This window comes from Novosphingobium sp. TK71, from assembly GCF_055361505.1.
In genome coordinates this window covers 752,341-776,335 of sequence record NZ_JBSZKA010000001.1, presented here as the reverse complement: position 1 = coordinate 776,335, position 23,995 = coordinate 752,341, and the positions used below count along the sequence as shown (strand labels likewise).

The following is a 23,995-nucleotide window of genomic DNA, read 5'->3' as shown; positions in this document are numbered from 1 at the left end:
ACTCCTCGTCGTTCGCCGCGCGCGGCTGTTGGGAAACCTTCTGAACGGTCAGAGGCCGCGGAAGTGCCGTGCGATCCCTGCAACCCCGGTTTCAGAACGCGCGCTTTCCCGGCGCAGGGCAACCCTGACCAAAGTATGAGCCGGTCGCATTGTCTCCCTGAGGGAATCAGTCTGTCTCGATCATCCCGGATTATCCGCCTGTTGTTCGAGGGCCATATCGCTCCTGTCCGATCCGGACATGAATCAGGGAACAAGACAATGAACAGGATTATCGCAGGGATCATGGCCGCAGCTTCCGTGATGGCGGCTTCCCCCGCCTTCGCCGAAACGTTCGACGGCCCCTATGTCGGCGTTCAGGCCGGCCTGAACCACGACCGCGCGCGCGGCGCGGATACCGACATCGGCGAAGTCAACGTGCGCGATTCCCGCGACAGCTTCATCGGCGGCGCCTTTGCAGGCTACAACTACAGGCTCACGCCCCATGTCGTGATCGGCGCGGAAGGCAGCTTCGACATCGGCGCCGACGATGCCCTGCGCAGCGGCGCAGCCGTGATCGACCCGAACCATTCCTTCGACCTGTCGGCCCGCGCCGGCTACCTCGTGACCCCGGAAACGCTGCTCTATGTGCGCGGCGGCTACGAGAACATGCGCGCCCGCATTTCGGATGGCACGGCGACCGGTCATGATACGTTCGATGGATGGAGCGTGGGCGGCGGCGTGGAGCGCGCGATCCTGCAGAACGTAACGGCCCGCATCGAGTATCGTTATTCCGATCTCGGCAACAACGACCATGACTTCGACCGCCATCAGGCGCTTGTCGGCGTAGCCTACCACTTCTGACCCCACCGCCGGGCGGGGCTGCCGACAGGCGGCCCCCGGGCGACGCGGCGGCAATTGCGGCCTCCGATGACAGCAATGAATGAAAAAGGACTTCACCCCGGCCCGCGTTCTCCCCATCTAGGGCGCCAAGGAGAACGATCCATGCCGACCTACAAGAAAACCGACGAGGCGATCGCACGCCTGACCCCCGAGCAGTTCCACGTCACCCAGCACAGCGGGACCGAGCGCCCCGGCTCAGGCGAATACCTTGGCAACAAGCGCGCCGGAATCTACGTGGACATCGTTTCGGGCGAGCCGCTGTTCGCCTCCTCGGACAAGTACGAGTCCGGCTGCGGCTGGCCGAGCTTCACCAAGCCCATCGAACCGGCCAACGTCAGCGAACTGCGCGACATCAGCCATGGCATGATCCGCACCGAAGTGCGCTCCGCACACGGCGACAGCCACCTCGGCCACGTGTTCGAGGACGGGCCGCGCGATCGGGGCGGATTGCGGTATTGCATCAATTCGGCCGCCCTGCGGTTCGTGCCGCGTGAAGACATGGAAACAGAGGGTTACGGCGATTATCTCGATCAGGTCGAGGAAATCGGCCACCGCGGCTGACGCCTTGATGCAGGCGCGGCCCGAGCCCTGTGGCCGGGCCGCTCGCCGCTGCGGCGCAACCGAACTCCCGAAAAACGCAAGGAACAACTCGTCCACCGAGCCATTGCAAGACGTTGAGCCCTGACCGTCTTGCACGGTAAGGCCGTTCGCATGTCGGCATGCCGCGATATCGGCGGCAGCCACGGTCGCCGAAACGAACATGGATTGAGCGCAGGATGAGCACCCCCACTTCCCCCCCGAGCCCCAGCCCCGGCGCACACGCCGTGCCGGACGTGGCCACACAGGTCCATAACCTGTCGAGCGCCACGGTCTCGTGGTTCCAGACCTACTGGCTCCAGATCATCGTCGCCGGACTGATCGCCATTGCCATAACCTCCGGCCTCTATGCTCTTCGCGGATTGGGCAATCGCCTCTGCCGGGCGGAACGCGGCAGGGGTGCCTGGCTGACCGTGATCGGCCGCGCCGTGACCAAGACCACGAACTACTTCATCGTCATGGTCGCGATCCGCGTGGTGGACGGCTATGCACAGACGCCGCCCGCGCTCGACGGTCTGGTAACGTTCCTGTTCACGATCGCAGCGGTCCTGCAAGGCGCGATCTGGGCGCGCGAACTGATCCTCGGCGCAATCGAACACCGCACCTCCGCCGAACATTTCCAGGGCGAGGCGATCATCAATGCGATGGGCCTGATCCGCCTCCTCGTCAGCGTGGTGGTCTTCGCCGTCGCGGCGGTGGTGCTGCTCGATAACCTCGGGGTCAACGTGACGGGTCTGGTCGCGGGTCTCGGCGTTGGCGGCATAGCCATCGGCCTTGCTGCGCAGGGCATCTTCGCGGATCTGTTCGCGGCGCTGGCCATCATCTTCGACCGCCCCTTCAGCAAGGGGGATGCAATCAGCTTCGGCACCAGCACCGGGACTATCGAAGCCATCGGCCTGAAGTCCACGCGCATCCGCGCCTATTCAGGTGAATTGCGAGTAATTTCCAACAAGAGTTTGCTGGACAAGGAAATTCTCAACGTCACGCGGCGCGATCATATCCGCCTGCAGTTCACCATCGGTGTCGCTTACGAAACCCCGCCCGACACGCTCGCCCGCATACCGGGCATCCTGTCCGAACTGGTCGAAGCCGAAGGCGGCAAGGCTGCTCGCGCCGGGTTCGAGGCGTTCGGAGCGAGTTCGCTGGACTTCACCCTGCTGGTGGACGTGCCCGGTGCGGACTGGTCGGTCGCGCATCCGCTGCGCGACCGGCTGCTGGTGTCGATCATGCGGCGCTTCGCCGCCGAGGGCATCTCCATCCCCTATCCGACCCAGACGACCTACACCGCCTCACCCGACGGCAAGCTCATCATGCCCTACCCCGATCACTCGGTAGAGAACCATCCTGCTCCGGCGAAAACCGTACCCGCGCCGGAGGCCCGATGAATCACCGGTTCCGCGCCCGCCCTCAATCCGGAGGCAAAGGGCGCGGAACCGGCACTTCGGCGGATTGCCCCTGCCATGTCCGCCTGACGATCCATTCCCGCTTTGCGGCGCGAAGTTCATAGCTCCCTCTCGCGAAAAGCTCGGGCGCCGATTTCCGTAAAGCCAGCAAACGGGCGGTGAGGGAGAACTTCCGTTCCGGGAGCGAGCCGGCGGCGTGTTCGGCCCGGCGATCCACGGCGCGGCGGTTGTCCGGATCGGTGAGGTTTGCCGAGACCCACTCCGTGCCCTGATATATGTCCGGGATGCCCGGCGCGGTGATCTGGAGCGCGACCTGAGCCAGGATCACCGCATCGAGCACCTCATGGAACGACACTTCCTCCTTCCCGCTCCAGATGCCATCCCCGGCAAGTTCCTCCAGCAGCCCGGCAGCGAGCGCGCCGAGTTGCCGCTCGGCACCTTCATCCGGGTTCTCATAGCTGGACAAATCCTTGGCCTCGCGTGCTGCCTTCGTCATGTGCTGCATCAGGCGGGCCTGCGCATCGGGTTCCTCCCGCATGGCAAGAGCCGTCTGCATCGCATAAATGCCCCAGCGCGGCGCCAAACCGCACACAGAAGCGCGTGCGCCCGCATGAGCGTAAAACCGGCTAGCGAGCGCGGGAAAGTACGAGAGCGCGACGATCGCCGCACGCGCATCGGCCGAGCGCTTGGTATCGTGCGTCGAAAGCGCGTTGAGCCCGTAAGGCGTCCGCGCCGCGCGCCGGTTCATCAAGGCTTCGAACGCACTCCTCGAAATGGTCTGAAGTTCGGGTTCGGCGCCCACCTCGCAGAACGGCAGGTAGGATACCGCACGGAAAAAGACGGTATCCTCCTCGGACTTGGCGGTGAGCGCTCCGGTCAACTGCTCGAACCGGGCTGCGAACTGCCGGGCCTGCGGATCTCCGGCAGCGGCTTGCAGCAGGTCCAGCAATGCCCCCGCCATCCCCCCGGCGGAGCGCAGCCCCGCGAATTCCGGCGAGAGCGGCAGACCGTCGGCCGTGTAGGAACGGTAGACCGGCCAGACGAGCGCAAGCGCCTCGACCCCATCCTCGACCGCCCCCCACATCGCCTCGGCACAGCCCAGTGCCGCCATGGCCGCATCGGTGACGCGCGCGTGCTCGGGCACGAAAGTGCCGTGCAGCAAGGCCCGCCTGACGTTCCGCACTTCATCCGCCAAATCTTCAGGCACGGCATGGCGGGCCGCTGCCCGCATCGCGGCAAGCCCATCCGGCTGCGTGAGGAACTGCGTGATCGGGGTCATGAACTCATACCCGCTCATGCCTTGCACGGGCCAGTCCGGGATCTCCTCGCCTTCCTTGGCGATCTTCTCCACCCACACGGGCACATCCGGTCCCACAAGCTCGCGCAGATGGGCAAGATAGCCGCCGGGCCGCGCCAGACCATCGACATGATCGACCCGAAGCCCCTGAATTCGGCCGGCTTCGACTTGCCGCGAAATCCAGCGATGGGTAAGCCGGAATACTCCTATATTTTCCTGACGAACACCGATCAAACTACTGATATTAAAAAATCTTCTGTGATTTATGGATTGAGCGGACTGCCGCCAGTCTCCGATGGACCAGCATTGCTCCGCCAGCAGGTCGGCAAGCGCTGACGCATCCAGGGCGCCGCGCTCCGCAAGCTCCCGCGACAGGGGCGTATCGGCGAGCGGATAGCTCTGACCGTAGACCTCCAGCACGGTATCATCGCCCAATCGCCCCATCGCGATCTGCCCTGCGGCAAGGACTTCGTCCGGCGTGCCGTCAAGCACCGGGAAATGCAGCGGCCCCTTGTTCCAGTCGATATCGAAAATCTCACTGGAGGCGCTATCGCGGCCGCCCTTCATGAGGTCATACAGCAGCGGGTTTTCCGGTACGCAGGCCATGTGGTTCGGCACGATATCCAGAACGATCCCGATCCCGGCAATCCTTGCTGCGTCGCTCAGGCGGATGAAGGCTTCCTCCCCGCCCAGCACCGGGTCCACCTCGTTGGGATCGATCACGTCGTAACCATGGGTAGAGCCAGTCGCTGCCCTGAAAAGCGGCGAGAGATAGAGATGGCTGACGCCAAGCGTACCCAGTTCAGGCAGAAGCTCACGCGCGTCATCAAGGCTCATACCGTTTCGCAGCTGTAATCTGTATGTAGCTGTTATATCGTATGAATAATTGGATACGATAACCATGTAAGTCATCCGTTCCCAAGCGCTGCGGAGAATGCGAAGCGGCTTGCCCCGCCTCCCACTTCGATGAGCGGATCATCGTGCGGCACAAACGTCCCGCTGCCGAGGGAGGCGCGCATCAGCAGGCGGCCCTCGGTGAACGTCCAGGTCACGTCGATCGCGCCGCCGTCCCGCGTCACTTTCACTTGAGGATGGGCGCCCGCGGCGAGCAGCGGCACGATCCGGTCCCGGCGCAGCGCCAGGAGGTCGCGGACGAATGCCTCGTGTGAGACCTGATCCGCGCCAACGGCATGTCCGATCTTCGAGGCGAGGAAGGTGTCCGGCGAGATCGGGTCCGGAACCTCCCCGCCGAACGCCGTGAAACCGGCAAACTCCTCGGCCCGCCCCGTCCGTACCGCTGCGGCGAGATCGCCGGTGAAGTCGGCAAAGAACTGGAACGGGGCACTTGTGAGAAATTCGTCGCCCATGAAGATCATCGGCACGGAAGGCGAAAGCAGCGTCATCGCCGTAACCACGCGAAGCGCGTTCCGGTCTCGGACGAGGTGGTGCAGCCGCTCGCCCCTTGCCCGGTTGCCCACCTGATCGTGATTTCCGAGGAAATTGATGAAGGCGGTTCGCGCCATCCCGGCGGAAGGTTCCCCGCGCGGATGAGAGGCCCCCTTGCGAGGCTGGCCCTGCTCTACATAACCGTCGCGCAGCGCGGTTTCGATATCGGCCAGCGGGTCGACGGCGAATGGGGCATAATAGGCCTCGTCCTCGCCGGTGAGCAGGCAATGCAAGGCGTGGTGCCAGTCGTCGTTCCACGTCGCGTCGAAGGGCTCGCTGGGCCCGAAGCCGGACGCGGGATTACGCTCGTCCTCGGTGACCAAATGAACCGGGCGGCCCCATGGTGCCGCGCGTATCCGCTCGGCCAGTTCGTCCAGGAAATGAACCTCGGAGCGATCCTTGATCTCATGGACCGCATCGAGGCGCAGGCCGTCCAGCCGGTATTCGTCCAGCCAGTAGAGCGCGTTCTCGATGAAGTAGTCGCGGACCGCGCGCTGCTCATAGGCGATGCCCTGTCCCCAGGGCGAGCGGCGGTCGGCATGAAAGAACGAAGGCGCCCACGCGGCAAGGTAGTTACCGGAGGGCCCCAGGTGGTTGTAGACCACGTCCAGCAGGACACCCATGCCAAGACCGTGCGCCTTGTCCACGAAGCGCCTGAAATCGCCGGGCGATCCATAGGCGTTGTGGGGCGCATAGGGCAGGACGCCGTCGTAACCCCAGCCCCGCTCGCCGTCGAACTGGGCCACCGGCATCACTTCCACTATCGTTACCCCGAGATCGCGCAAATGACGCAGCTTCCCGGCGGCGGCGGCGAAAGTGCCTTCTTCGGTGAACGTGCCGAGGTGCAGCTCGTAGATGACCGCCTGCGACCACGGGATGCCCCGCCACTCCGCCTGCCAAGCATATGCCGCCGGATCGACCAGAACCGAGGCCCCGTGAACATCGCCTTCTTGCGCGCGGGCGGCCGGATCGGGAAAGGCCGCGTCGTCCACCCGGAACCGATATGTATCCCCGCATGCGGCCCGGGTGTCGATGCTCCACCAACCGCCCTCCCCGCGCTCCAGCGGCACAAGCCCATCGGCGAGTTCCACCGCCACCATTCCCGCATCCGGGGCCCAGAGCCTGAACCGCCAGTTGCCGCCGCCGAGGGGCCGCGCTCCCCAGGTCCAGTCGAGATCCTGCGGCATCGCCAACTCCGGCCCCGTCATTCCGGTGCGAAGACGCAGACGCTGGCCGGCGGAATGGTCGCCGCCTCTCCTTCGACCGGCTCAGGCTCGAAAGCGAGATCGCGCGAGGTGTCCAGCACGCGGTGCCATTTCAAAACCCCGTTATGCGCCGGCAGGACGAAGTCCACGGCATCGCCCGCGTTCAGGACGATGAACAGCGGCCGCTCGCCTTCGACGAAGGCCTCCTGCGCCGAGTAGCTCAGGAAGAAGCCCAGGATGCGCAGCTCGGCCTGCCCCCATAGCTCCGCGTCCATCTGCCGCCCGTCGGGCTGGTGCCACGCGATCTCCACGCGGCCGTCCTCGGCAGGCTCGCCGTTGAGGAAGTTGTCCTGAGAGAGCACGGGATGGTCCCGGCGGAACCCGATCATCCGCGCACAGAACTCCAGCAGGGCGTCATCCCGCCCCGGCCAGTCGATCCAGGCCGTCTCGTTGTCCTGGCAGTAGACGTTGTTGTTGCCCTGCTGGCTGTTGCCGATCTCGTCCCCGGCCAGGATCATCGGCACGCCCTGGCTGAGCAGCAGGGTTGCCAGCATGGCGCGGCGGCGGCGCGCGCGGGCGGCGTTGATGGCTTCGTCCCCGGTCGCGCCTTCGGCGCCCATGTCGTCGGACAGGTTGTTGTCATGGCCATCAGCCCCGCCCTCGCCGTTCGCCTCGTTATGGCGATCGTTGAAGGAAACCGTGTCAAGCAGAGTGAAGCCGTCATGGGCGGCGAGGAAGTTGACCGAGGACGTCGCCCCCCGATCGGAATGGTTGAACTGTTCGGGCGAACCGATCAGGTGGTTGGCCAGATCGCCCACAAGCGCCGGATCGCCCCGCCAGAAGCCGCGTGCCGTATCGCGGAACTTGTCGTTCCATTCGCGGAACGGATAAGGGAAACCGCCCACCTGATAGCCGCCGCTGCCCACGTCCCATGGCTCCGCGATCAGTTTCACGCCGGAGAGGATCGGGTCCTGCCTGATCGCGTCGAAGAAGCCGCCTTCCCTGTCGAAACCCATGGCCTCGCGGCCGAGGGTGGAGGCGAGGTCGAAGCGGAACCCGTCGACGTGCATTGCCTGCACCCAGTAGCGCAGCGAATCCAGCACCATGCGGATGACCATCGGATGGGCCACGCTGAGCGTGTTGCCGGTACCGGTCTGGTCGAAGCTGTAGCGCGGGTTTTCCGGGGAGAGCTGGTAGTAGCTGGCATTGTCCAGCCCGCGAAAACACAATGTCGGACCGCGCTCGGAACCCTCGGCCGTGTGGTTGTAGACCACGTCCATGATCACTTCGATCCCGGCCCGGTGAAAACGCTTCACCATGTCCTTGAACTGGCGGATCGCCGGCGCCTTGCCCCGCTTGGGCCCGAGATAGCGGGGCTCCGGCGCGAAGTAGCCCAGCGTCTGGTAGCCCCAGTAGTTGGAGAGTCCCTTGTCCAGCAACATCCGGTCGTCGAGGAAATACTGGCAGGGCAGCAGTTCGATCGCCGATACGCCCAGCTTGCGCAAATGATCGAGGATGGGCTCGCTGACCATGCCGGCATAAGTGCCCCGCAATTCCTCGGGCACGTCGGGATGGGACATGGTCAGGCCGCGGACGTGGGCTTCGTAGACCACGGTTTCATTCCATGGGTGGCGGATGGAATTGTCACCCTCCCAGTCGAATTCGGGGTCCTGGACCACGCCCTTGACCATGAACGGCGCGGAATCGCGGGTGTCGAAAGTCATGTCGTCGCCCGAGGCAAGGTCGTAGCCCCAGAGCGCGTCGTCCCATTTCAGGCTGCCGGCGATCTCGCGGGCGTAGGGATCGAGAAGAAGCTTGTTGGGGTTGAAGCGGTGGCCCTGTTCCGGCGCATAGGGGCCGTGCGCGCGGTAGCCGTAGAGTTGGCCGGGCCGCACCCCCGGAACGTAGCCGGAGAAGATCGCCCCCTCCCGGCTCGGCATTTCCAGCCTCGCCAGTTCCTCGTCGCCATCGTCCGAATAGAGACAGAGCTCGATCGCCTCGGCATTTTCGGAGAAGACCGCGAAGTGCGTTCCGTCCCCCGTGAATTCCGCGCCGAGTTCATGGTACTGGCGGTCGGGCTTGGCGAATGCAAATGTCATCGGTTCCCCTTGCGGGTAGGAGGATGGATGCCGGTCAGGATAACAGGCACGTAGGCCGATATGTGGGACTGTATCTGCAGGCGAAGTCCGGCCGGAAGGAGCGCGTTTGCGCCGGGCGCGGTTCCGCGCAAGCGCGTGCCGGGGCAATCTTGCAGGATCGTCGGCCGGAAATCACACCGTGCATTAGGCCCCCGGATCGGAAACGTCGTGATCGGCAGCGTAAAATCGCGAACGGCGGCCGGGTTCCGGCTTCCCGGAGCGGCAGGATCAAAAAGGCCGGATAGATCTCAGCTTTCTGGTGAAATATCTCCACCAAGTGCCTGATATACCTGCACTTGTGTCACTAGTTGATTATAGCGGTTCTGGATCAGGCCGGTGCGGGCACTGCGCAGGCGTTCCTGCGCGTCCAGCCAGTCGCGCAAAGGGATTGCCCCGGCCCGGTACTGCCGTTCATAAAGCCTCTCCGCGTCACGCGCGGCAGCGTAGTTCGCCTCCACGAAGCCCGCCTGCTTCAGATATTGCTCCCGCGCCGAGAGGGAGACCTGCGTATCGCGCAAGGCATCGTAGAAGGTCTGGCGGAAATCCTGCACCGCGATTTCGTAGTCGGCCCGGGCGATGCCGGTGCCGAGGCGGATTTTCTCCGGGTTGAGTTCGGCAAGTGACAGCACCGCGCCAAGGCTGGCTGCGGGATCGCTGAAGAACCCGAGCAGCGCCGAGCTGGCCGTGCCCAGTCCGCCCGTCAGGCTGAAGCTGGGGTAATAGCCGGCGACGGTGGCATCGCTGGCGGCCAGCGTCTTGCGCAGGCGCAGTTCGGCGGCGGCGAGGTCGGGACGGCGAGACAGCAGCGAGGCCGGCGCCTCTGCGGCGATCTGCGGCAGCGGTTGCCGGGGAAGTGCCTGAAGCTCGGTCCCTTCGTAGGATTGGCGGTTCATCAGCGCGGCGATCGTCTTCAATGCCGAGACACGCGCCTGCACGAGCTGGGTCTGCGAGGCTTCCTGCGCCGCAACCGATTGCTGGGCATCGCGCAGTTCGAGGCGTGACACCGCGCCCGCATCGTACTGGCGCTGCACGAGGTCCAGCGCACGGCGGACATAGCCCAGACTTTCCTCGCCTATGGCGATCTGTTCGTTGGCATAGCCGAGCTGCCACCAGGCCTGCGCCGCCGTGCCGATCAGCGAGAGCCGCGTTTCGGCCAGATCCTGCGCGCTAGCCTGTTCTTCCCACTTCGCGGCATCGGCAGTGGCGCCAAGGCGGCCGAAGAGGTCCAGTTCCCACGACACGCCGAGCGAGGCGGCGCTCGATTTCGTCCAACCCGCCCCGCCGTCCAGCGCTTTCGAGCCGCTGGACGAGAGGCTGGCAGTGCCGCTCGGGAACAGGCCCTGCCGCGCCTGTTCGGCGGAAAGGCGGGCCTGCTTCAGCCGCAAGCCTGCCGCCGCCAGATCGGCATTGGCGGCCAGCACCTGATCGACAAGCGCGCTCAGCGCCGGATCGCCGAATTCGTTCCACCACGGGGCCCCCGCCGTTCGGGCCGCGCCTTGCGAGGGCTGGTCCCATGCATCCGCGATCGGCAGTTCCGGGGCGGCATAGCGAGAACGCGTCACACCCGCGCAGCCGCCGGTGCTGAGCGCGAGCGCCAGCGTGGCCAGCAGGACAGGGCGGAAGGGCTTGGTCTGCTGGGGCACGGGGTCAGTCTCTCGAAAGGGCATCGACCGGGTCGAGCCGGGCCGCGCGGCGGGCGGGCAGGAAGCCGAAGATCACGCCGATGAGCGTGGAACAGGCAAAGGCGGCGACGATCGAAGTGACCGAATAGGCCATGCGAAAGTCGATCGGCGTAAAGGAGATCGCAACGCCGACCGCGAGCGACAGGCCCACCCCGATCACGCCGCCGATCAGGCAGACCAGCACCGCCTCGATCAGGAACTGCTGGAGAATGTCCGACTGGCGCGCGCCCACGGCCATGCGCACGCCGATCTCGGCGGTACGCTCGGTCACGGAAACGAGCATGATGTTCATCACCCCGATCCCGCCGACGATCAGCGCGATCACCGCGATGGCGGCGATCAGCAGCGTCATCGTGTTGGTGGCGTTCGTGATGGTCTCGCGGATATCGTCGGAATTGCTGATGAAGAAGTCCGTGGTCCCGTGCCGTTTGGCGAGAAGCTGCGTCACCGCCGATTCCGCCGCCGCCGTGGAGGTATCGTCGTTCACGCGCACGGTGATGCTGGACAGGTAGGTCTGGCCGAGCATCCGGCTCATCGCCGTGGTGTAGGGCACATAGGCGGTCAGGCTGTCGCTGCCGCCGAAGCCCTGCTGCTGGGAGCCGACCACGCCGACGATCCGCGCGGGCACTTTGCCCAGCAGCACGACCTTGCCGAGCGGGTCCTCGCCATTGGGGAACAGGGTATCGCGCGAATTCTCGTCTATCACCACGTCCTGCGCCAGTTCGCGCACGCTCTGGGCATCGAACAGGCCGCCCGAGATCAGTTCCAGCCCGCGCACGCGAAAGTAGTCGGCACCGACGCCGCTGACCTGCGCGGTCGCCGCGACATTGCGATAGCGGGCGGTCACGCTGGTCGAGACGCTGGGGGTGACGCTGTCGACGTAAGGCAACTGGCCGAGCGCATCGGCATCGGCATCCTTGAGCGTCTCGATCCTGGCCGACCGCATGTCGCCGAAGCTCTTGCCCGGATAGATCGTCAGCGTGTTGGTGCCCAGGCTGCTGATATCGGAGAGGATTTTCTCCTGCGCGCCGCCGCCCAGCGCCACTACCGAAACCACCGAGGCAATGCCGATGATGATGCCCAGCATCGTCAGGAACGTGCGAAGCTTGTGGGCGGACATCGCCAGCACCGCCATGCGGAAGGCTTCGCGGAAGCGGTCTGCCACCTGCTGGAAGCCGCTGGCGACCGGCGCGGCCTTCTGCACGGCCGGGCGCACCGCGTTTTCGCGGGTGCGGCGGTCGTCGATGATCTCGCCGTCGCGGATCTCGATGATCCGGTCCGCGTGCTCGGCCACTTTCATATCGTGCGTGACGATGATGACGGTGTGGCCCTCGGCATGAAGCTCGCCTAGGATGGCCATGACTTCCACGCCGCTGGCGGAATCGAGCGCGCCGGTCGGTTCGTCGGCGAAGATCACCTCGCCGCCGTTCATCAGGGCGCGGGCGATAGAGACACGCTGCTGCTGGCCGCCCGAAAGCTGCCCCGGCCGATGGCCGGTACGCTCGGCAAGGCCGAGACGGGCGAGTATCTCGCGGGCCCGCCCTGCCCGCTCCCCGCGCGCGCGGCCGGCATAGACGGCGGGCACCTCGACATTGCCGAGGGCCGACAGGTCGGTCAGCAGGTGGTAGCGCTGGAAGATGAAGCCGAAATGCTCCCGGCGCAGCGCGGCCAGTTCGTCGGGTTCGAGGTCTCCGGTGTCCCGCCCGTTGATGCGGTAGGACCCCGAAGTCGGCCGGTCGAGGCAACCCAGAATGTTCATCAGGGTAGACTTGCCCGAGCCGGACTGGCCGACGATGGCAACCATCTCTCCCGCCTCGATCGACAGGTCGATGTCCTTGAGCGCCGCGAAGACACCGTCGCCCGAGGGATACTCGCGCCGGACGTGCGACAGGGTGATGAGCGGGGTGCTGGTCATCGAACGGGCCGGCGGCTCAGACCGGGGGCGGGCCCATCGGCCCCTGATTGGTCTTGGCCGCGGTGCTGGCCTCGCCCACCACAACGGATTCGCCCTCCTTCAGGCCCGAGAGCACTTCGGCGCTGATATTGTTGTCGATGCCGATGCGCACCTTGCGGGCGGCGATCTTGCCGTCCTCGCCCTTCACGCGCACGGAATATGTGCCGTCCTTGCCCTTGGCGCCGAGCGCGGTCGAAGGGATCATCAGGGCATTGGCGCGCTTGGCCAGAACGATGCTGACCTTGGCGGTCATCAGCGCGCGCAACCTGCCGTCCTCGTTTGGAACCTCGAACAGGGCGTTGTAGTAGATCGCCGAATCCGTGGTGCTGCTGGACGAGGTGGTCGACGAGGAATCCACTTCGTTGACGATCGATTCCGGTGCCGGTTCGATCAGCCGCAGTTTTGCCTCGTAGCGCTTGTCAGGATCGCCCAGGATCGTGAAGTAGACGGGCAGGTCCGGCTTCACGTCGATCACGTCGGCCTCGGAAACTTCGGCCTTCACCGTCATCACGTCCAGCTTGGCGAGGATGACGATGGTGGGAGCCGACTGGTTGGCGTTGACCGTCTGCCCCTGCTTGGTGACGACCGAAACCACCACCCCGTCCATGGGCGCGGTGATCTTGGTGTAGCCAAGCTGGACCTGCGCGGTATCGACGCTGACCCCGGCCGCGCGGATCTGCGCCTGAAAGGCATCGAAGCTGGCCTGCGCCGACTGGAGCTCTGCCCGCGCAGCCTCGAAATCGGCCTGGGAGGTCGCCTCGCCCGCGCCGAGCGCCTGCTGGCGCCGGAACGCCAGTTGCGCCTTGGCGAGCGTGGCTTTCGCTCCGGCAAGCTGGGCCTGCATGTTGGAAAAGTCGGCCCTGGCGGTTTCGAGGCTGTTGGTCTGCGTGCGGGGATCGATCAGGCCGATAAGGTCGCCCTGATGCACGACGTCGCCCACCGCGACGTTGAGCTGTTCGAGCCGCCCGGAAACCTGCGCGCCCACGCTGACCAGTTCCTTGGGCTCCAGCGTACCGGTCGCCTCGACGGTCTGCTCCATCGTGCCGCGCGTCACTTTCGCGGTGGCGACGACGGGTTCGGCCGGTCCCGAGAAGAGCTTCCAGACAAGGAGCAGGGCAAGGGCGGCGGCAACGAGAATGCCCCCGATCACGAGACGGCGCTTGGTCGACATGTCCTGCGGTATGGCGAGGGACGAGGCGGTTGTGGGTAAAGAGTTCGAAAGCGAACTGTAAAGTTATCGCAAGGAAAGGGTTGCGAAGTGTTGCTGGACCGTCATCGCGCCTTGCCGCCGGTCATCCCAGGAAAATGCCCGCCTTCAGAAATGCTTGAGCGCCATTTCCATGTCGGCCAGCGCCAGGTCGATGAGTTTGCGCATGGCACGCCGTGCACGGCCGGGGCTGCGATCGGCGATATGCCGGTGGAGTTCGCGGTGCTCCGGCATCGGGTCGCGCGGATGGACATGGATGTGCTGCTTGACCGCCGTGGTCGAGGCGATTGCCGTGAGGATCGAATTCGACAGCGCCAGCAGCATCTCGTTGTGCGTGGCTTCCATGAGCAGGGCGTGAAACCGCAAGTCGGCGGCGCGGCCTTTTTCGCTTTGGAGCGTGTGATGCTCCATCGTGTCGAGCGCATTGGCCATGTCCAGAAGCTGGTTTTCCTCGCGGCGGAGCGCGGCCATTTCGGCGGCCTGGGGCTCCACCACCCTGCGCAGTTCGAACAGGTCCCTCAGGAACGCATCGCTGGCGCCGCACTGGAGCTGCCAGGCGAGCACGTCGGGATCGATCAGGTTCCAGCGCTTGCGCTCGTTGACCCAGGTTCCCGCCTTGGGCCGGCTCGAGACGAGCCCCTTGGCGGTGAGCATGCGGAACGCCTCGCGCAGGACCGAACGCGAGACGCCCAGCGCATCGGCATGTTCCACTTCGGCCGTGAACAGATGGCCCGTGGGATATTCGCCCGAAACGATCCGCAGCGCCAGGCGACGAGCCACGTCGTGATGCAGCCTTCCGTGCCCCGCAGCTGCAAGGGCGTCAGGCTCGGGCGTGAGCGAAAAGGTCATCTTGTTCATCCGGTCAGGTCCGTTTCAAGCGCGACGCACCCGCGAGATGGAAAGGGGAAGACGCCCGTCCTCCGCGAAAATCGCGAAGGACGGGCACCCTCGGCCACCGGCGACAGAATGGCGGTACGTCGCTGGCTGCCGGAAGGAAGACGAACGGCCAAGTCCGTCCTACTGGAACGTGAAGCGCGCACCGATCGCGAACGTCCGCGCCAGCAGGGTCGTGCCGAGATTGTCGGTGGTGGAGCCGCCGGCATCGGCGAACTTGTAGTAGCTCTGCTGCTTCGACTTGGTGAGGTTGGTGGCGTCAAAAGTCACGCCGATGGCCTTGGTGACGTTCCAGGTCAGCTGGAAGTCGAGGCTCTCCTCGGACTTGTACCAGATGCCGATCGGGTTCGCGAAGAGGCTGGACTCGTTGTTGTGCAGGAAGCCCTTGCGCCAGATGTAGGAGAGGCGCGCGTTGAACGGCCCCCGGTCGTAGGCCAGCGTGGCATTGTACGAGAGCTTCGAGACGTCGAAGAACGCCGACCGCGAATAGCCGGTGATCGTGCCGGCCGAGTCCGTCACCGGGATGGTCTGGCTGGAATCGAGCACCGTCAGGCTGCCCTGGAAGCCGAGCCCGTCCAGCGGACCGGGCAGGTAGTGCGGGAAGTAGGTCAGCCCCGCTTCGACGCCCTTCAGCACGCCGTTGGATGCGTTCACCGGCTTCGTCACCACGAAATAGTCCGTAGCGCCCGCGACGATGCCGTTGCCGGGGATGTAGGTCATGACCGGCAGGCTGACGACGAGGCCGTCGATCTCACGCCGGAAAGCGGTCACGGTGATCGCGCTGTCGCGGTCGAAGTACCATTCCAGCGCCACGTCGTAGTTCTTCGAATGCGTGGGCTTCAGGCTTGCATTGCCCGCCGTGCCGCTGCCGTAACCGACGCTGGTGAGATCGCCCGTGAGCGAATAGGTCGGGTTCACGTCGCTGAAGTTCGGGCGGCGCAGCGTCTCGCCATAGTTGAAGCGCAGGCGCAGGCGGTCGGTGATGGCATAACGCGCGGTGAAGCTCGGCAGGAACTTCGCCGAGCCCGAATTGGCGCGGCTGCGGGCATAATCGTTATAGCGGTCGAAGAAGTTGTAGTCGGTCGCCACGTTCACATAGCGCACGCCGCCCTCGATATCCAGCGGACGCCCGAAGACAGAGACCTGCCCATCCGCCAGCAGGTAGGCCGACATGGTGATCTCGTCGATGTCGAAGGTCTTGTTGAGGACCAGCGATTCCGAGGTCGGCAGGCCATAGAGGCTGCGCACATAGTCGGCGTTATTGTAAAGCCACGCGCCATCGACCGTCACCCAGCTTCGCGGCACGTCGGCCTCGCCGCTCATGAAACCGGAGTTGGTGAAATAGGCGGCTTCGGGCAGCGTGGTCAGACTGGTGCCGAGGCTGGCGGCATCGGCGGTGCGCACGTAGCTCGACGCCTTGCGATCGTCGTAGCGCAGCCCCGCCTTGATGCGGCGGATGAACCCTTCGTCCCAGGTATAGTAGCCATCGAGCGAGGCCGTGACGGCACTGCCCTTGTCCTTGTTGGCGTTGTCGTAAAGCTGCGCGACGTTCCAGGCAGAAGGATCGGTGAGCAGGGAATCGTCGTCGAAGTGGTACGAGGGCACGCCGCCGCCCGAGTTGAAGTCCACCGAAATCTGGTCTGCCGTGCGATCGGTACGCATGGCGATGAACGAGGTCTTCGCGGTGCTGGTCTGATAGGCGAGGTCGCCGGTGATCTTGCCGCGATCGCCCAGATCCCACTGGCCATTAAGCGCGTAGACGTAGCTGTCGGTCTTCGACCTCGTATAGTCGCCGCTGTTGAAGCCGTAGACGTCGTCGGTCGTGCGTGACTTGATGATGTTCGTGTCGGGGTAGAGCTCGAAGGCGCCCGGATTACTCCAGTAATCGACATAACTGAACATCATGTCGCTGTAGAGCGAGCTGCGATAGCCGGTGTAGAACACCTCGGCGGTGTAGACCGAACTGCTGTTGGGGGCCCACTGGAGCGCCGCGTTGAACGAGGGGCGCTTGCGCTTGCCGTACTGGTCGGTGGAGAACACCGCATCGCGCGAAAGGTAGTAAGGCACCTCCACGCCGTTGTAGTTAATCGTCGAACCGGGCGTGGTCGGCAGGCCTTCGTTGAGGCCGGGCGTCCAGCCCGAGAAGATGCGTTCCAGCGGGGAGAGGCCGGAGCCTTCCGTCGGGTTCTCGGTGGCGAAGGGCACCAGTGCGCCGGCAGTGACGGTCTCGTTGCGATACTTCGTCTGGCTGTAGCTGCCGTTCACCAGCAGGCCGATCTCGCCGATCGGTGTCTCCCAGCGGTCGGACACGAGCAGCGCCACGTTCGGATTGAAGCTGTCAGAAACCTCGTTGTAGATGCCGCGCACGAGGCCGGAAACCGCCAGGCCATCGAAATCGAACGGACGGCGGGTCTTGACGTCGATCTGTCCGGCCAGCCCGGTTTCGAGCTGATCGGCCGAGCGCGTCTTGTAAACGTCCACCTGCTTCACGAGGTTGGCGGAAATGTCCTGCAGCGCGAAGGACTGCCCGGTCGAGGTGAAGATGTTGCGGCCGTTCATCGTCGTCACCGCATCGGGAAGCCCGCGAATGGTAACGGTGCCCGCCTCGCCGCCGGCACGGTCGGTGATCTGGATGCCGGTCACGCGCTGGAGTGCTTCTACAACGTTATTGTCCGGCAATTTACCCACGTCCTCGGCCACCACCGAGTCGACGATCTGGATATTCTCCTTGCGCACGTTGAGCGCGCCGACAATCGAGGCCCGCACGCCGGTGACGATGATATCTTCCGCTGTCGGCTGCGAACTGTCGTCGCTGGCGGCATTATCCGCCGCACCCTGGCCTGACCCGGCGTCCTGCGCCTGGGCCATCCCGGCAAGGCCGAGAGCGAGAACGGATGCGGTGCAGAACGCGAATGGCTTGAGCGCCATGAATCAACCCTCCCTGAGGGGCTGGCCGATACCATGCCCCTTCAAACTAGCCCGGACCTCTATTTGTCCGAGTAATGAGGATATGGCGCGAGGCGGTGCATTTGTGGGTAAAGAGTTCGCAAGCGCATCGTAAAGTTTTCGTAAGGCGCAACGCGAAAGGCTGACATTCGCGGCGGACTGCGCCATCAGGGGGTGTGCAAGAGGAAGCCAAACGCATCCTGCTGATCGACGACGACCTCGAACTGGGCGCCATGCTCGGCGAGTATCTCGAAAGCGAAGGGTTCCGGGTCGAGATCGTGACGGACGGTCTGGACGGCATGCGCCGCGCCCTGTCCGGAGAACATGACGCGGTCGTACTCGACATCATGCTGCCGCGCCTGAACGGGATAGAGGTGCTGCGCCAGCTGCGCGAGAACAACGAGGTGCCCGTCATCATGCTTTCGGCGCGCGGCGACGAGGTGGACAAGGTGATCGGGCTCGAACTCGGCGCGGACGATTATGTGGCGAAACCCTGCTACCCGCGCGAACTCGTCGCGCGCCTGCGTGCCAACTTGCGCCGGCACTACCCGGCCGACCGGACGCCGCTGCCGCCCCCGGTCGTCGAGGCAGGCGGGCTCGAAGTGCAGGTGGCCGCCCGCAAGGCGCTATGGCTGGGCAGCGCGGTGGAACTGACCGCATCGGAGTTCAACATCCTGCTCGTGCTGGCCCGTGCGGCCGAGGCGGTTTCGACCAAGGACGAACTCTCGCTGAGGGGGCTGGGCCGCGCGCGCCAGTCCTACGACCGCAGCGTGGACGTCCACGTCAGTAACTTGCGCATCAAGCTGGAGGGCGCCTCGCAGGGTGCGGCCTCGATCGAGACGATCCGCGGGGTAGGCTACCGGCTTCAGGTCCGATGATGCGGCGCAGGCTGTTCTGGAAGATCCTGCTGGGCTTCCTGGTGACGTTCCTGCTGATGACGCAGGCGGTATGGCTGCTGTTCGCCCTGCGTGACGACCGCGAGTTTCCCGAATGGTTGGTGACGCAGCAGATCGGCCCCGCCGTGCTGGAGGCGGCCACCCAGGCCGTCGCGGCAGGCGGCAGGACGCGGTACGACGAGATGGCCAGCCACCTGCCGCAGGACCAGCGCCGCCGTCTCGACATCTTCGATGCAAGGCAGCCGGTCCCGGCGCCTCTCGCGGACGATCCCGAGAATGCCGCGATGGAGCGCGGAGTGACCGACCAGGCCGGAAACCCCTTCGTCGTGCGCTTCCGCTACCACCGGGACAGGCAGCCCTGGCGGCTGAATGTCCCGCCCGAACTTCTCTTCATCGGCGTCATCGCCGGGCTGCTGTTCAGCGCGTTCCTCGCCTGGTATCTGGTGCGCCCGATCGAGCACCTCCGCCGCGGCTTCCAGCGGCTCGCACGCGGCGAACTGACCGCCCGCGTCTCGCCGGCGATCGGCAGCCGGCGCGACGAAGTGGCGGACCTCGCACGCGAGTTCGACCGCATGGCGCGTCGGCTCGAAAAACTCGTCGAAAGCCGTGAGCGGCTGATGCACGATGTTTCGCACGAGTTGCGCTCGCCGCTGGCCCGGCTGCAACTCGCCATCGCGCTCGCACGCCAGGCCCCCGAGCGGTTCGAAAGTGCGATGGAACGGATGGAGCGCGAGGTCGACAGGCTAGACGGGCTCGTCGGCGAACTGCTGATCCTCGCGAGGGTCGAGAACGAGGAAAATCCGGGCGACGAGTATTTCGATATCGCCGGGATCGCCGAAAGCGTGGTGGCCGATGCACGCTATGAAGCGCAGCCCGGCGGCATCGAAATCTCCTTCGAACCGCCCGCCGCCATGGCGGAGCAACTTCCGCCCGTTCGCGGCAGCTCCGAGCTTCTTCGCCGGGCGATCGACAACATCGTTCGCAATGCCTTGCGCTTTTCGGCGCCGCTCGGACATATCGACGTGTGCTGCACCTACCGGGAGCGGGAGAACCGCTTCCTGATTTCGGTGAACGACGAGGGGCCCGGCGTTCCTTCGGAACTGGTGGACACGATCTTCGACCCTTTCGTGCGCGGCAGGCCGGACGGGAAGAACCTCGGACTGGGGCTGGCCATCGCATCGCGGGCCATCGCCGTGCACGGCGGGCTCATCACCGCCCGAAACCTGCCCGAAGGCGGCTTCAGGGTGGAGATCGAGATACCCGCCGCCGTTTGATCCGTGGAGGACGGACTATCCTACAGGCGGACATTTCATCCTCGCGCATTCGACAGCGACAGCGGCACCGGCAGAACCGGCTTCTGGAAAGAACAGCGCCCGCGAACAGACCGCCCCGGAGGAACCTCATGACGATAAAGCGAAACATCGACCGCGCTCTGGCGGTGCTCGCCGCCGGGCTGGCCCTGTCGCTGTCGGTTGCGCCCTCCGCCCTCGCCCAGACCGCCGCGCCGGATGCCGCGGCGCAGGCCCATCCATGGCTGACCGTCGCGCAGCTTCGCAAGACCTACACGGACAGGCAGAGCCGGTTCTTCACCGTGGGCGGGCTCTCCATCCACTACAAGGACGAAGGCCCGCGCGGTGCGCCCGTCCTGCTGATGGTCCATGGGTCGGAAAGCAGCCTGCGGACCTGGGACCGTATCGCACAAGTGCTCAAGGGCCGATACCGCGTGATCCGCTTCGACCTGCCCGGCTACGGCCTGTCGGACGGCGCGACCGACGAGGCGGCGAAGACCCTCTCACCCACCGACGTCCCCATCGCCCTGCTGGACCGGTTGGGCGTGAAGAAGGTCACTTTCGTGGGCGTTTCCAGCGGCGGCACCATGGGCATGTACCTTGCGGCCAGACGGCCGGACATGGTCGAGCGGCTGATCCTGTCGAATACGCCTTCCGATCCTGTCGATACCAGCCATCTCGTCATGCCGAAGAGCTTTCTCGATGCGCAGGCCCGGGCCAGGCAGACCGGCTTTCGCGACCAGGATTTCTGGAACGAGTTCCTGAGCTATTTCGCCGGCGATGCCTCCCGCATTTCCACTCAGACGCGCAAGGAATACTACGATTTCTACCGCCGCGTGCCGGAAAAGAACCTCATCGCGCTGATCGCCCGCATCGGCGACGGCAAGCAGGCTTCGATAGAAATGGCCAAGGTCGACAAGCCCACGTTCCTGATCTGGGGCGGTGCCGACCCGCTCCTGCCGGAATCGGCGGTCACCGCGATCACGCGCTATCTTTCCCATGCCCAGATTTCCAAGGTCATCATGCCTGACGTGGGCCACTATCCGCCGCTGGAAGTTCCGGACCGCTTCGCCCAGCTGATCGCCGCCTATGTCGAGGCGGGGACGCCTGATCCGGCGCGGTAGCCGGGGCGGGCGCCGAGTGCCCGCTGTTCGGAGACTATGCCGCCCCGCCCTCCTTCCCGTCCGGTTCCGGCCTAGTAAGAGGGCATGACCGCACCGCGCACGCTTTACGAGAAGCTGTGGGACAGCCACGTCGTCGCCGAAATGCCCGGCGGCGCCAGCTTGCTCTACATCGATCGCCACATCGTCCACGAAGTTTCCAGTCCGCAGGCCTTCGTCGCCATGCGCGAGAGCGGGCGAAAGCTTCGCCGTCCCGAGACGCACCTCGGCGTAGCCGATCACGCGGTGCCGACCCGGAGCCGCGGCGGCGAAATCGCCGATCCGCAGGCCCGCGCGCAAGTGGCCGAACTGGAGGACAACGTCGCCGAGTTCGGCGTGCCCTACGCGCAGCTCGATGGGCCGGAACAAGGCATCGTCCACGTCATCGGCCCGGAAACCGGCTTCACCCTGCCCGGCACCACCATCGTCTGCGGGGATAGCCACACGACCACCCACGGCGCGTTCGGCGCGCTGGCCTTCGGGATCGGCGCAAGCGAGCAAGGCACGGTCATGGCGGCGCAGGCACTGCCGCAGGCCAGGGCCCGCACGATGAAGGTCGAACTGCTCGGCGAACGCCATCCCCTGATCGATGCCAAGGACATCGCCCTGGCCCTGATCGCGAAAATCGGCGCGCACGGCGCGGTCGGCCACGCGGTCGAATATGTGGGGGCGGCAGTGGCGGGCATGGCGATGTCCGAGCGCATGACCTTATGCAACATGACCATCGAGGCCGGCAGCCGCATGGGGTTGGTCGCGCCTGACGAGGTGACTTTCGCCTATCTGGCCGGCCGCCGTCTCGCGCCCGAAAGGAAGATGTGGGATGCGGCCACCGCTTACTGGCGCACGCTCGCCAGCGATCCCGGCGCGGTCTACGACAAGGTCGTCACGCTCGACCTGGACCGGCTAGAGCCGCAGGTGAGCTGGGGCACCAGCCCCAACCAGACGCTGCCGATCGGCGCCCTCGTTCCCGATCCTCTGGCAATCACCGACCCCTCGGAGCGCCGCGAGACGGAGAAGGCGCTAGCCTACATGGGCCTCATGGCCGGCCAGCCGCTATCGCAGGTGGTCATCGATCACGTCTTCATCGGCTCCTGCACCAATGGCCGCATCGAGGACTTGCGCGCTGCCGCCCGGATCGCAGCGGGGCGCAAGGTCGCCGCAGGCGTCCGCGCGCTGGTCGTGCCGGGCTCCGCCGCGACCCGCGCGCAGGCCGAGGCCGAAGGGCTGGACCGCGTGTTCCGGGACGCGGGATTCGAGTGGCGGTTTGCGGGCTGTTCGATGTGCGTGGCCATGAACGATGACCGCCTCGCGCCGGGCGAACGCTGTGCCAGCACGTCCAACCGCAACTTCGAGGGACGGCAGGGCCCCGGCGGGCGCACGCACCTGATGAGCCCGGCCATGGCCGCCGCCGCCGCCGTCTCCGGCCACCTGGCCGACGTGAGGGACTTCGCCTGATGCCGAACCAGCCTTTCGTCACCGTCTCCGGCCTCGCCGCCGCTATGCGCGAGGAGAATATCGACACCGACATCATCTTCCCCGCCCGCTTCCTGCTCATCACCGCGCGGGCCGGGCTCGGCGAATATGCCTTCCATGACCGCCGATTTGACGCGGACGGCAAGGAAGTACCCGGCTTCGTGCTCAATTCGGACAGGTTCCGCGATGCGCCGGTGATCGTCGCAGGGGCGAACTTCGGTTCCGGGTCCAGCCGGGAGCAGGCGGTCTGGGCCCTGCTCGGCCGCGGTACCCGTGCGGTGATCTCTTCCAGCTTCGGCGAGATTTTCTATTCGAACTGCCTGCGCAACGGCGTGGTCCCGATCGTGCTGCCCGAAGCCGATGTTTCCGCGCTGATGGATGCAGCGGAGAGCGGCGCCCGGTTCACGGTCGATCTCGATGCGCAGCAACTCGGTGTGGAAGGGCGCCCCGCGCGGGCATTCGAAGTTCCGCCCGAACGGCGCCTCGCCATGCTGAACGGGTGGGACGAGACCGACCAGATCGTCAACCAGTACGGCGCCGAGATAGACTCTTTCGAACAGCGGCAGCGCCGCACGCAGCCATGGCTGCATCACAAGGAACAGGACGCATGAGCAGCGAGGAAGACCTGCTGGCCAACTACAGGAAGGCCTATGACAACCGCGTCGGCTTCGGATCGCGTCCGGCGCTGATCCTGATAGACTTCTGCCAGGCCTATTTCGAACCGGGTAACGCGCTCTATTCCGAAGTCGACGATGCTCTCGAATCGGCCTTGCGCGTGCGCGCGGCCGCCCGGGCGGCGGGCGTGCCGGTGGTGCTGACCAATGTCGTCTATCACCCCACCGGGTTCGACGGCGGCCGGTTCTACGAAAAAGCCATGCCGCTGAAGAACTTCCTGAAGGGCAGCCCGATGGGCGCCTTCGGACCGGGATTGGAACCGTTCGATGACGAACTCGTCGTGTCCAAGCAATATCCGAGCGCCTTCTTCGGCACATCGCTCGCCTCGACGTTGACGGCGGCAGGGATCGACAGCGTGATCCTCACCGGCCTCACGACCTCCGGCTGCGTACGCGCGAGCTGCGTCGATGCGATGAGCCACGGCTTCCGCACCGCCGTCGTTGCCGAGGCCTGCGGCGACCGTCACGCGGCGCCGCACGATGCCAACCTCTTCGACATGAACGCAAAATACGCGGACGTCGTGAGCGAGGCGGAGACGATTGCCTTCCTCGGGGGCCTGAGCCGCTGAATCGGCGCGCCTGAAAAGGCGCATTCCCAGCACGATCACATGCCGAACCCGCCGGGCCCAGCCCGCGCGGGTTCGCAGCGCATGGGCCGGCCGCGAGCGCCGCGCACGCTCATCCGACAGGCGAATACGCACCAGATTCGCCGTCATTCTGACGAGACTCAAGTAAATCTATCACTGACAAAAAAGCAGCGGCCCGCTCGATCGGGACGCAAGACAAAAAGAGGGAAGAAGCAATCATGGCGACAACCCGGACAAATATCGGGACCGCCAAACAACACCCCAAGAA

17 protein-coding genes are annotated in these 23,995 nt (G+C 65.4%); 9 read left to right on the top strand and 8 right to left on the bottom strand.

What is annotated here, in order from left to right; all coding sequences use genetic code 11:
• Positions 1 to 258 precede the first annotated feature (258 nt).
• The 3 genes from ACXJ16_RS19705 to ACXJ16_RS19695 all read left to right on the top strand — a co-directional run bounded on the left by ACXJ16_RS19705 (position 259) and on the right by ACXJ16_RS19695 (position 2,861).
• Entirely contained in the window at positions 259 to 840 is a 582-nt protein-coding gene (locus ACXJ16_RS19705) for an outer membrane protein (protein ID WP_185999673.1), read from the top strand.
• A gap of 141 nt (positions 841 to 981) precedes the next feature.
• A complete protein-coding gene (gene msrB, locus ACXJ16_RS19700) occupies positions 982 to 1,440 on the top strand; it encodes a peptide-methionine (R)-S-oxide reductase MsrB (RefSeq protein ID WP_463923097.1) in 459 nt (152 codons plus the stop codon).
• A 215-nt stretch (positions 1,441 to 1,655) separates the two neighbouring features.
• On the top strand, positions 1,656 to 2,861 hold the full coding sequence (locus ACXJ16_RS19695; protein ID WP_463923096.1) for a mechanosensitive ion channel family protein: 1,206 nt from the start codon (positions 1,656 to 1,658) through the stop codon (positions 2,859 to 2,861).
• A gap of 22 nt (positions 2,862 to 2,883) precedes the next feature.
• On the opposite strand, the gene treY is transcribed toward ACXJ16_RS19695, so the two are convergent.
• From treY to ACXJ16_RS19655, 8 genes are all read right to left on the bottom strand, one after another.
• Positions 2,884 to 5,079, bottom strand: coding sequence for a malto-oligosyltrehalose synthase (gene treY / locus ACXJ16_RS19690; RefSeq protein ID WP_463923095.1), 2,196 nt, complete (start codon positions 5,077 to 5,079; stop codon positions 2,884 to 2,886).
• A gap of 5 nt (positions 5,080 to 5,084) precedes the next feature.
• A complete protein-coding gene (gene treZ, locus ACXJ16_RS19685) occupies positions 5,085 to 6,809 on the bottom strand; it encodes a malto-oligosyltrehalose trehalohydrolase (RefSeq protein WP_463923094.1) in 1,725 nt (574 codons plus the stop codon).
• A 17-nt stretch (positions 6,810 to 6,826) separates the two neighbouring features.
• Positions 6,827 to 8,926 (bottom strand): glycogen debranching protein GlgX, encoded by a 2,100-nt coding sequence (gene glgX / locus ACXJ16_RS19680; protein WP_463923093.1) that lies wholly within the window; start codon positions 8,924 to 8,926, stop codon positions 6,827 to 6,829.
• A 287-nt stretch (positions 8,927 to 9,213) separates the two neighbouring features.
• Entirely contained in the window at positions 9,214 to 10,608 is a 1,395-nt protein-coding gene (locus ACXJ16_RS19675; RefSeq protein WP_463923092.1) for an efflux transporter outer membrane subunit, read from the bottom strand.
• A gap of 4 nt (positions 10,609 to 10,612) precedes the next feature.
• Positions 10,613 to 12,562: a MacB family efflux pump subunit gene (locus ACXJ16_RS19670; protein WP_463923091.1), complete on the bottom strand. Its 1,950-nt coding sequence runs from the start codon at positions 12,560 to 12,562 to the stop codon at positions 10,613 to 10,615.
• Positions 12,563 to 12,578: 16 nt separating this feature from the next.
• Positions 12,579 to 13,772: an efflux RND transporter periplasmic adaptor subunit gene (locus tag ACXJ16_RS19665; protein ID WP_463923090.1), complete on the bottom strand. Its 1,194-nt coding sequence runs from the start codon at positions 13,770 to 13,772 to the stop codon at positions 12,579 to 12,581.
• Between the two features lie 144 nt (positions 13,773 to 13,916).
• On the bottom strand, positions 13,917 to 14,666 hold the full coding sequence (locus tag ACXJ16_RS19660) for a FadR/GntR family transcriptional regulator (protein WP_463923089.1): 750 nt from the start codon (positions 14,664 to 14,666) through the stop codon (positions 13,917 to 13,919).
• 159 nt (positions 14,667 to 14,825) lie between these two features.
• On the bottom strand, positions 14,826 to 17,630 hold the full coding sequence (locus ACXJ16_RS19655) for a TonB-dependent receptor (protein ID WP_463923088.1): 2,805 nt from the start codon (positions 17,628 to 17,630) through the stop codon (positions 14,826 to 14,828).
• 194 nt (positions 17,631 to 17,824) lie between these two features.
• Between ACXJ16_RS19655 and ACXJ16_RS19650 the strand changes: the two genes are divergently transcribed.
• The 6 genes from ACXJ16_RS19650 to ACXJ16_RS19625 all read left to right on the top strand — a co-directional run bounded on the left by ACXJ16_RS19650 (position 17,825) and on the right by ACXJ16_RS19625 (position 23,709).
• Complete coding sequence (locus tag ACXJ16_RS19650) at positions 17,825 to 18,526, top strand: response regulator transcription factor (protein WP_454798141.1); 702 nt, start codon at positions 17,825 to 17,827, stop codon at positions 18,524 to 18,526.
• The gene (locus ACXJ16_RS19645) at positions 18,523 to 19,818 is read left to right on the top strand and encodes a HAMP domain-containing sensor histidine kinase (RefSeq protein WP_463923087.1); all 1,296 of its coding nucleotides are present in this window, start codon (positions 18,523 to 18,525) and stop codon (positions 19,816 to 19,818) included. The genes ACXJ16_RS19650 and ACXJ16_RS19645 overlap by 4 nt, the downstream gene beginning before the upstream one ends.
• A 128-nt stretch (positions 19,819 to 19,946) precedes the next feature.
• A complete protein-coding gene (locus tag ACXJ16_RS19640; RefSeq protein ID WP_463923086.1) occupies positions 19,947 to 20,957 on the top strand; it encodes an alpha/beta fold hydrolase in 1,011 nt (336 codons plus the stop codon).
• Positions 20,958 to 21,041: 84 nt separating this feature from the next.
• Entirely contained in the window at positions 21,042 to 22,448 is a 1,407-nt protein-coding gene (leuC, locus tag ACXJ16_RS19635; RefSeq protein WP_463923085.1) for a 3-isopropylmalate dehydratase large subunit, read from the top strand.
• Positions 22,448 to 23,077: a 3-isopropylmalate dehydratase small subunit gene (gene leuD / locus ACXJ16_RS19630; protein ID WP_463923084.1), complete on the top strand. Its 630-nt coding sequence runs from the start codon at positions 22,448 to 22,450 to the stop codon at positions 23,075 to 23,077. The genes leuC and leuD overlap by 1 nt, the downstream gene beginning before the upstream one ends.
• Positions 23,074 to 23,709 (top strand): isochorismatase family protein, encoded by a 636-nt coding sequence (locus ACXJ16_RS19625; protein WP_054441905.1) that lies wholly within the window; start codon positions 23,074 to 23,076, stop codon positions 23,707 to 23,709. Before leuD ends, ACXJ16_RS19625 begins: the two co-directional genes overlap by 4 nt.
• Positions 23,710 to 23,995: the final 286 nt, after the last annotated feature.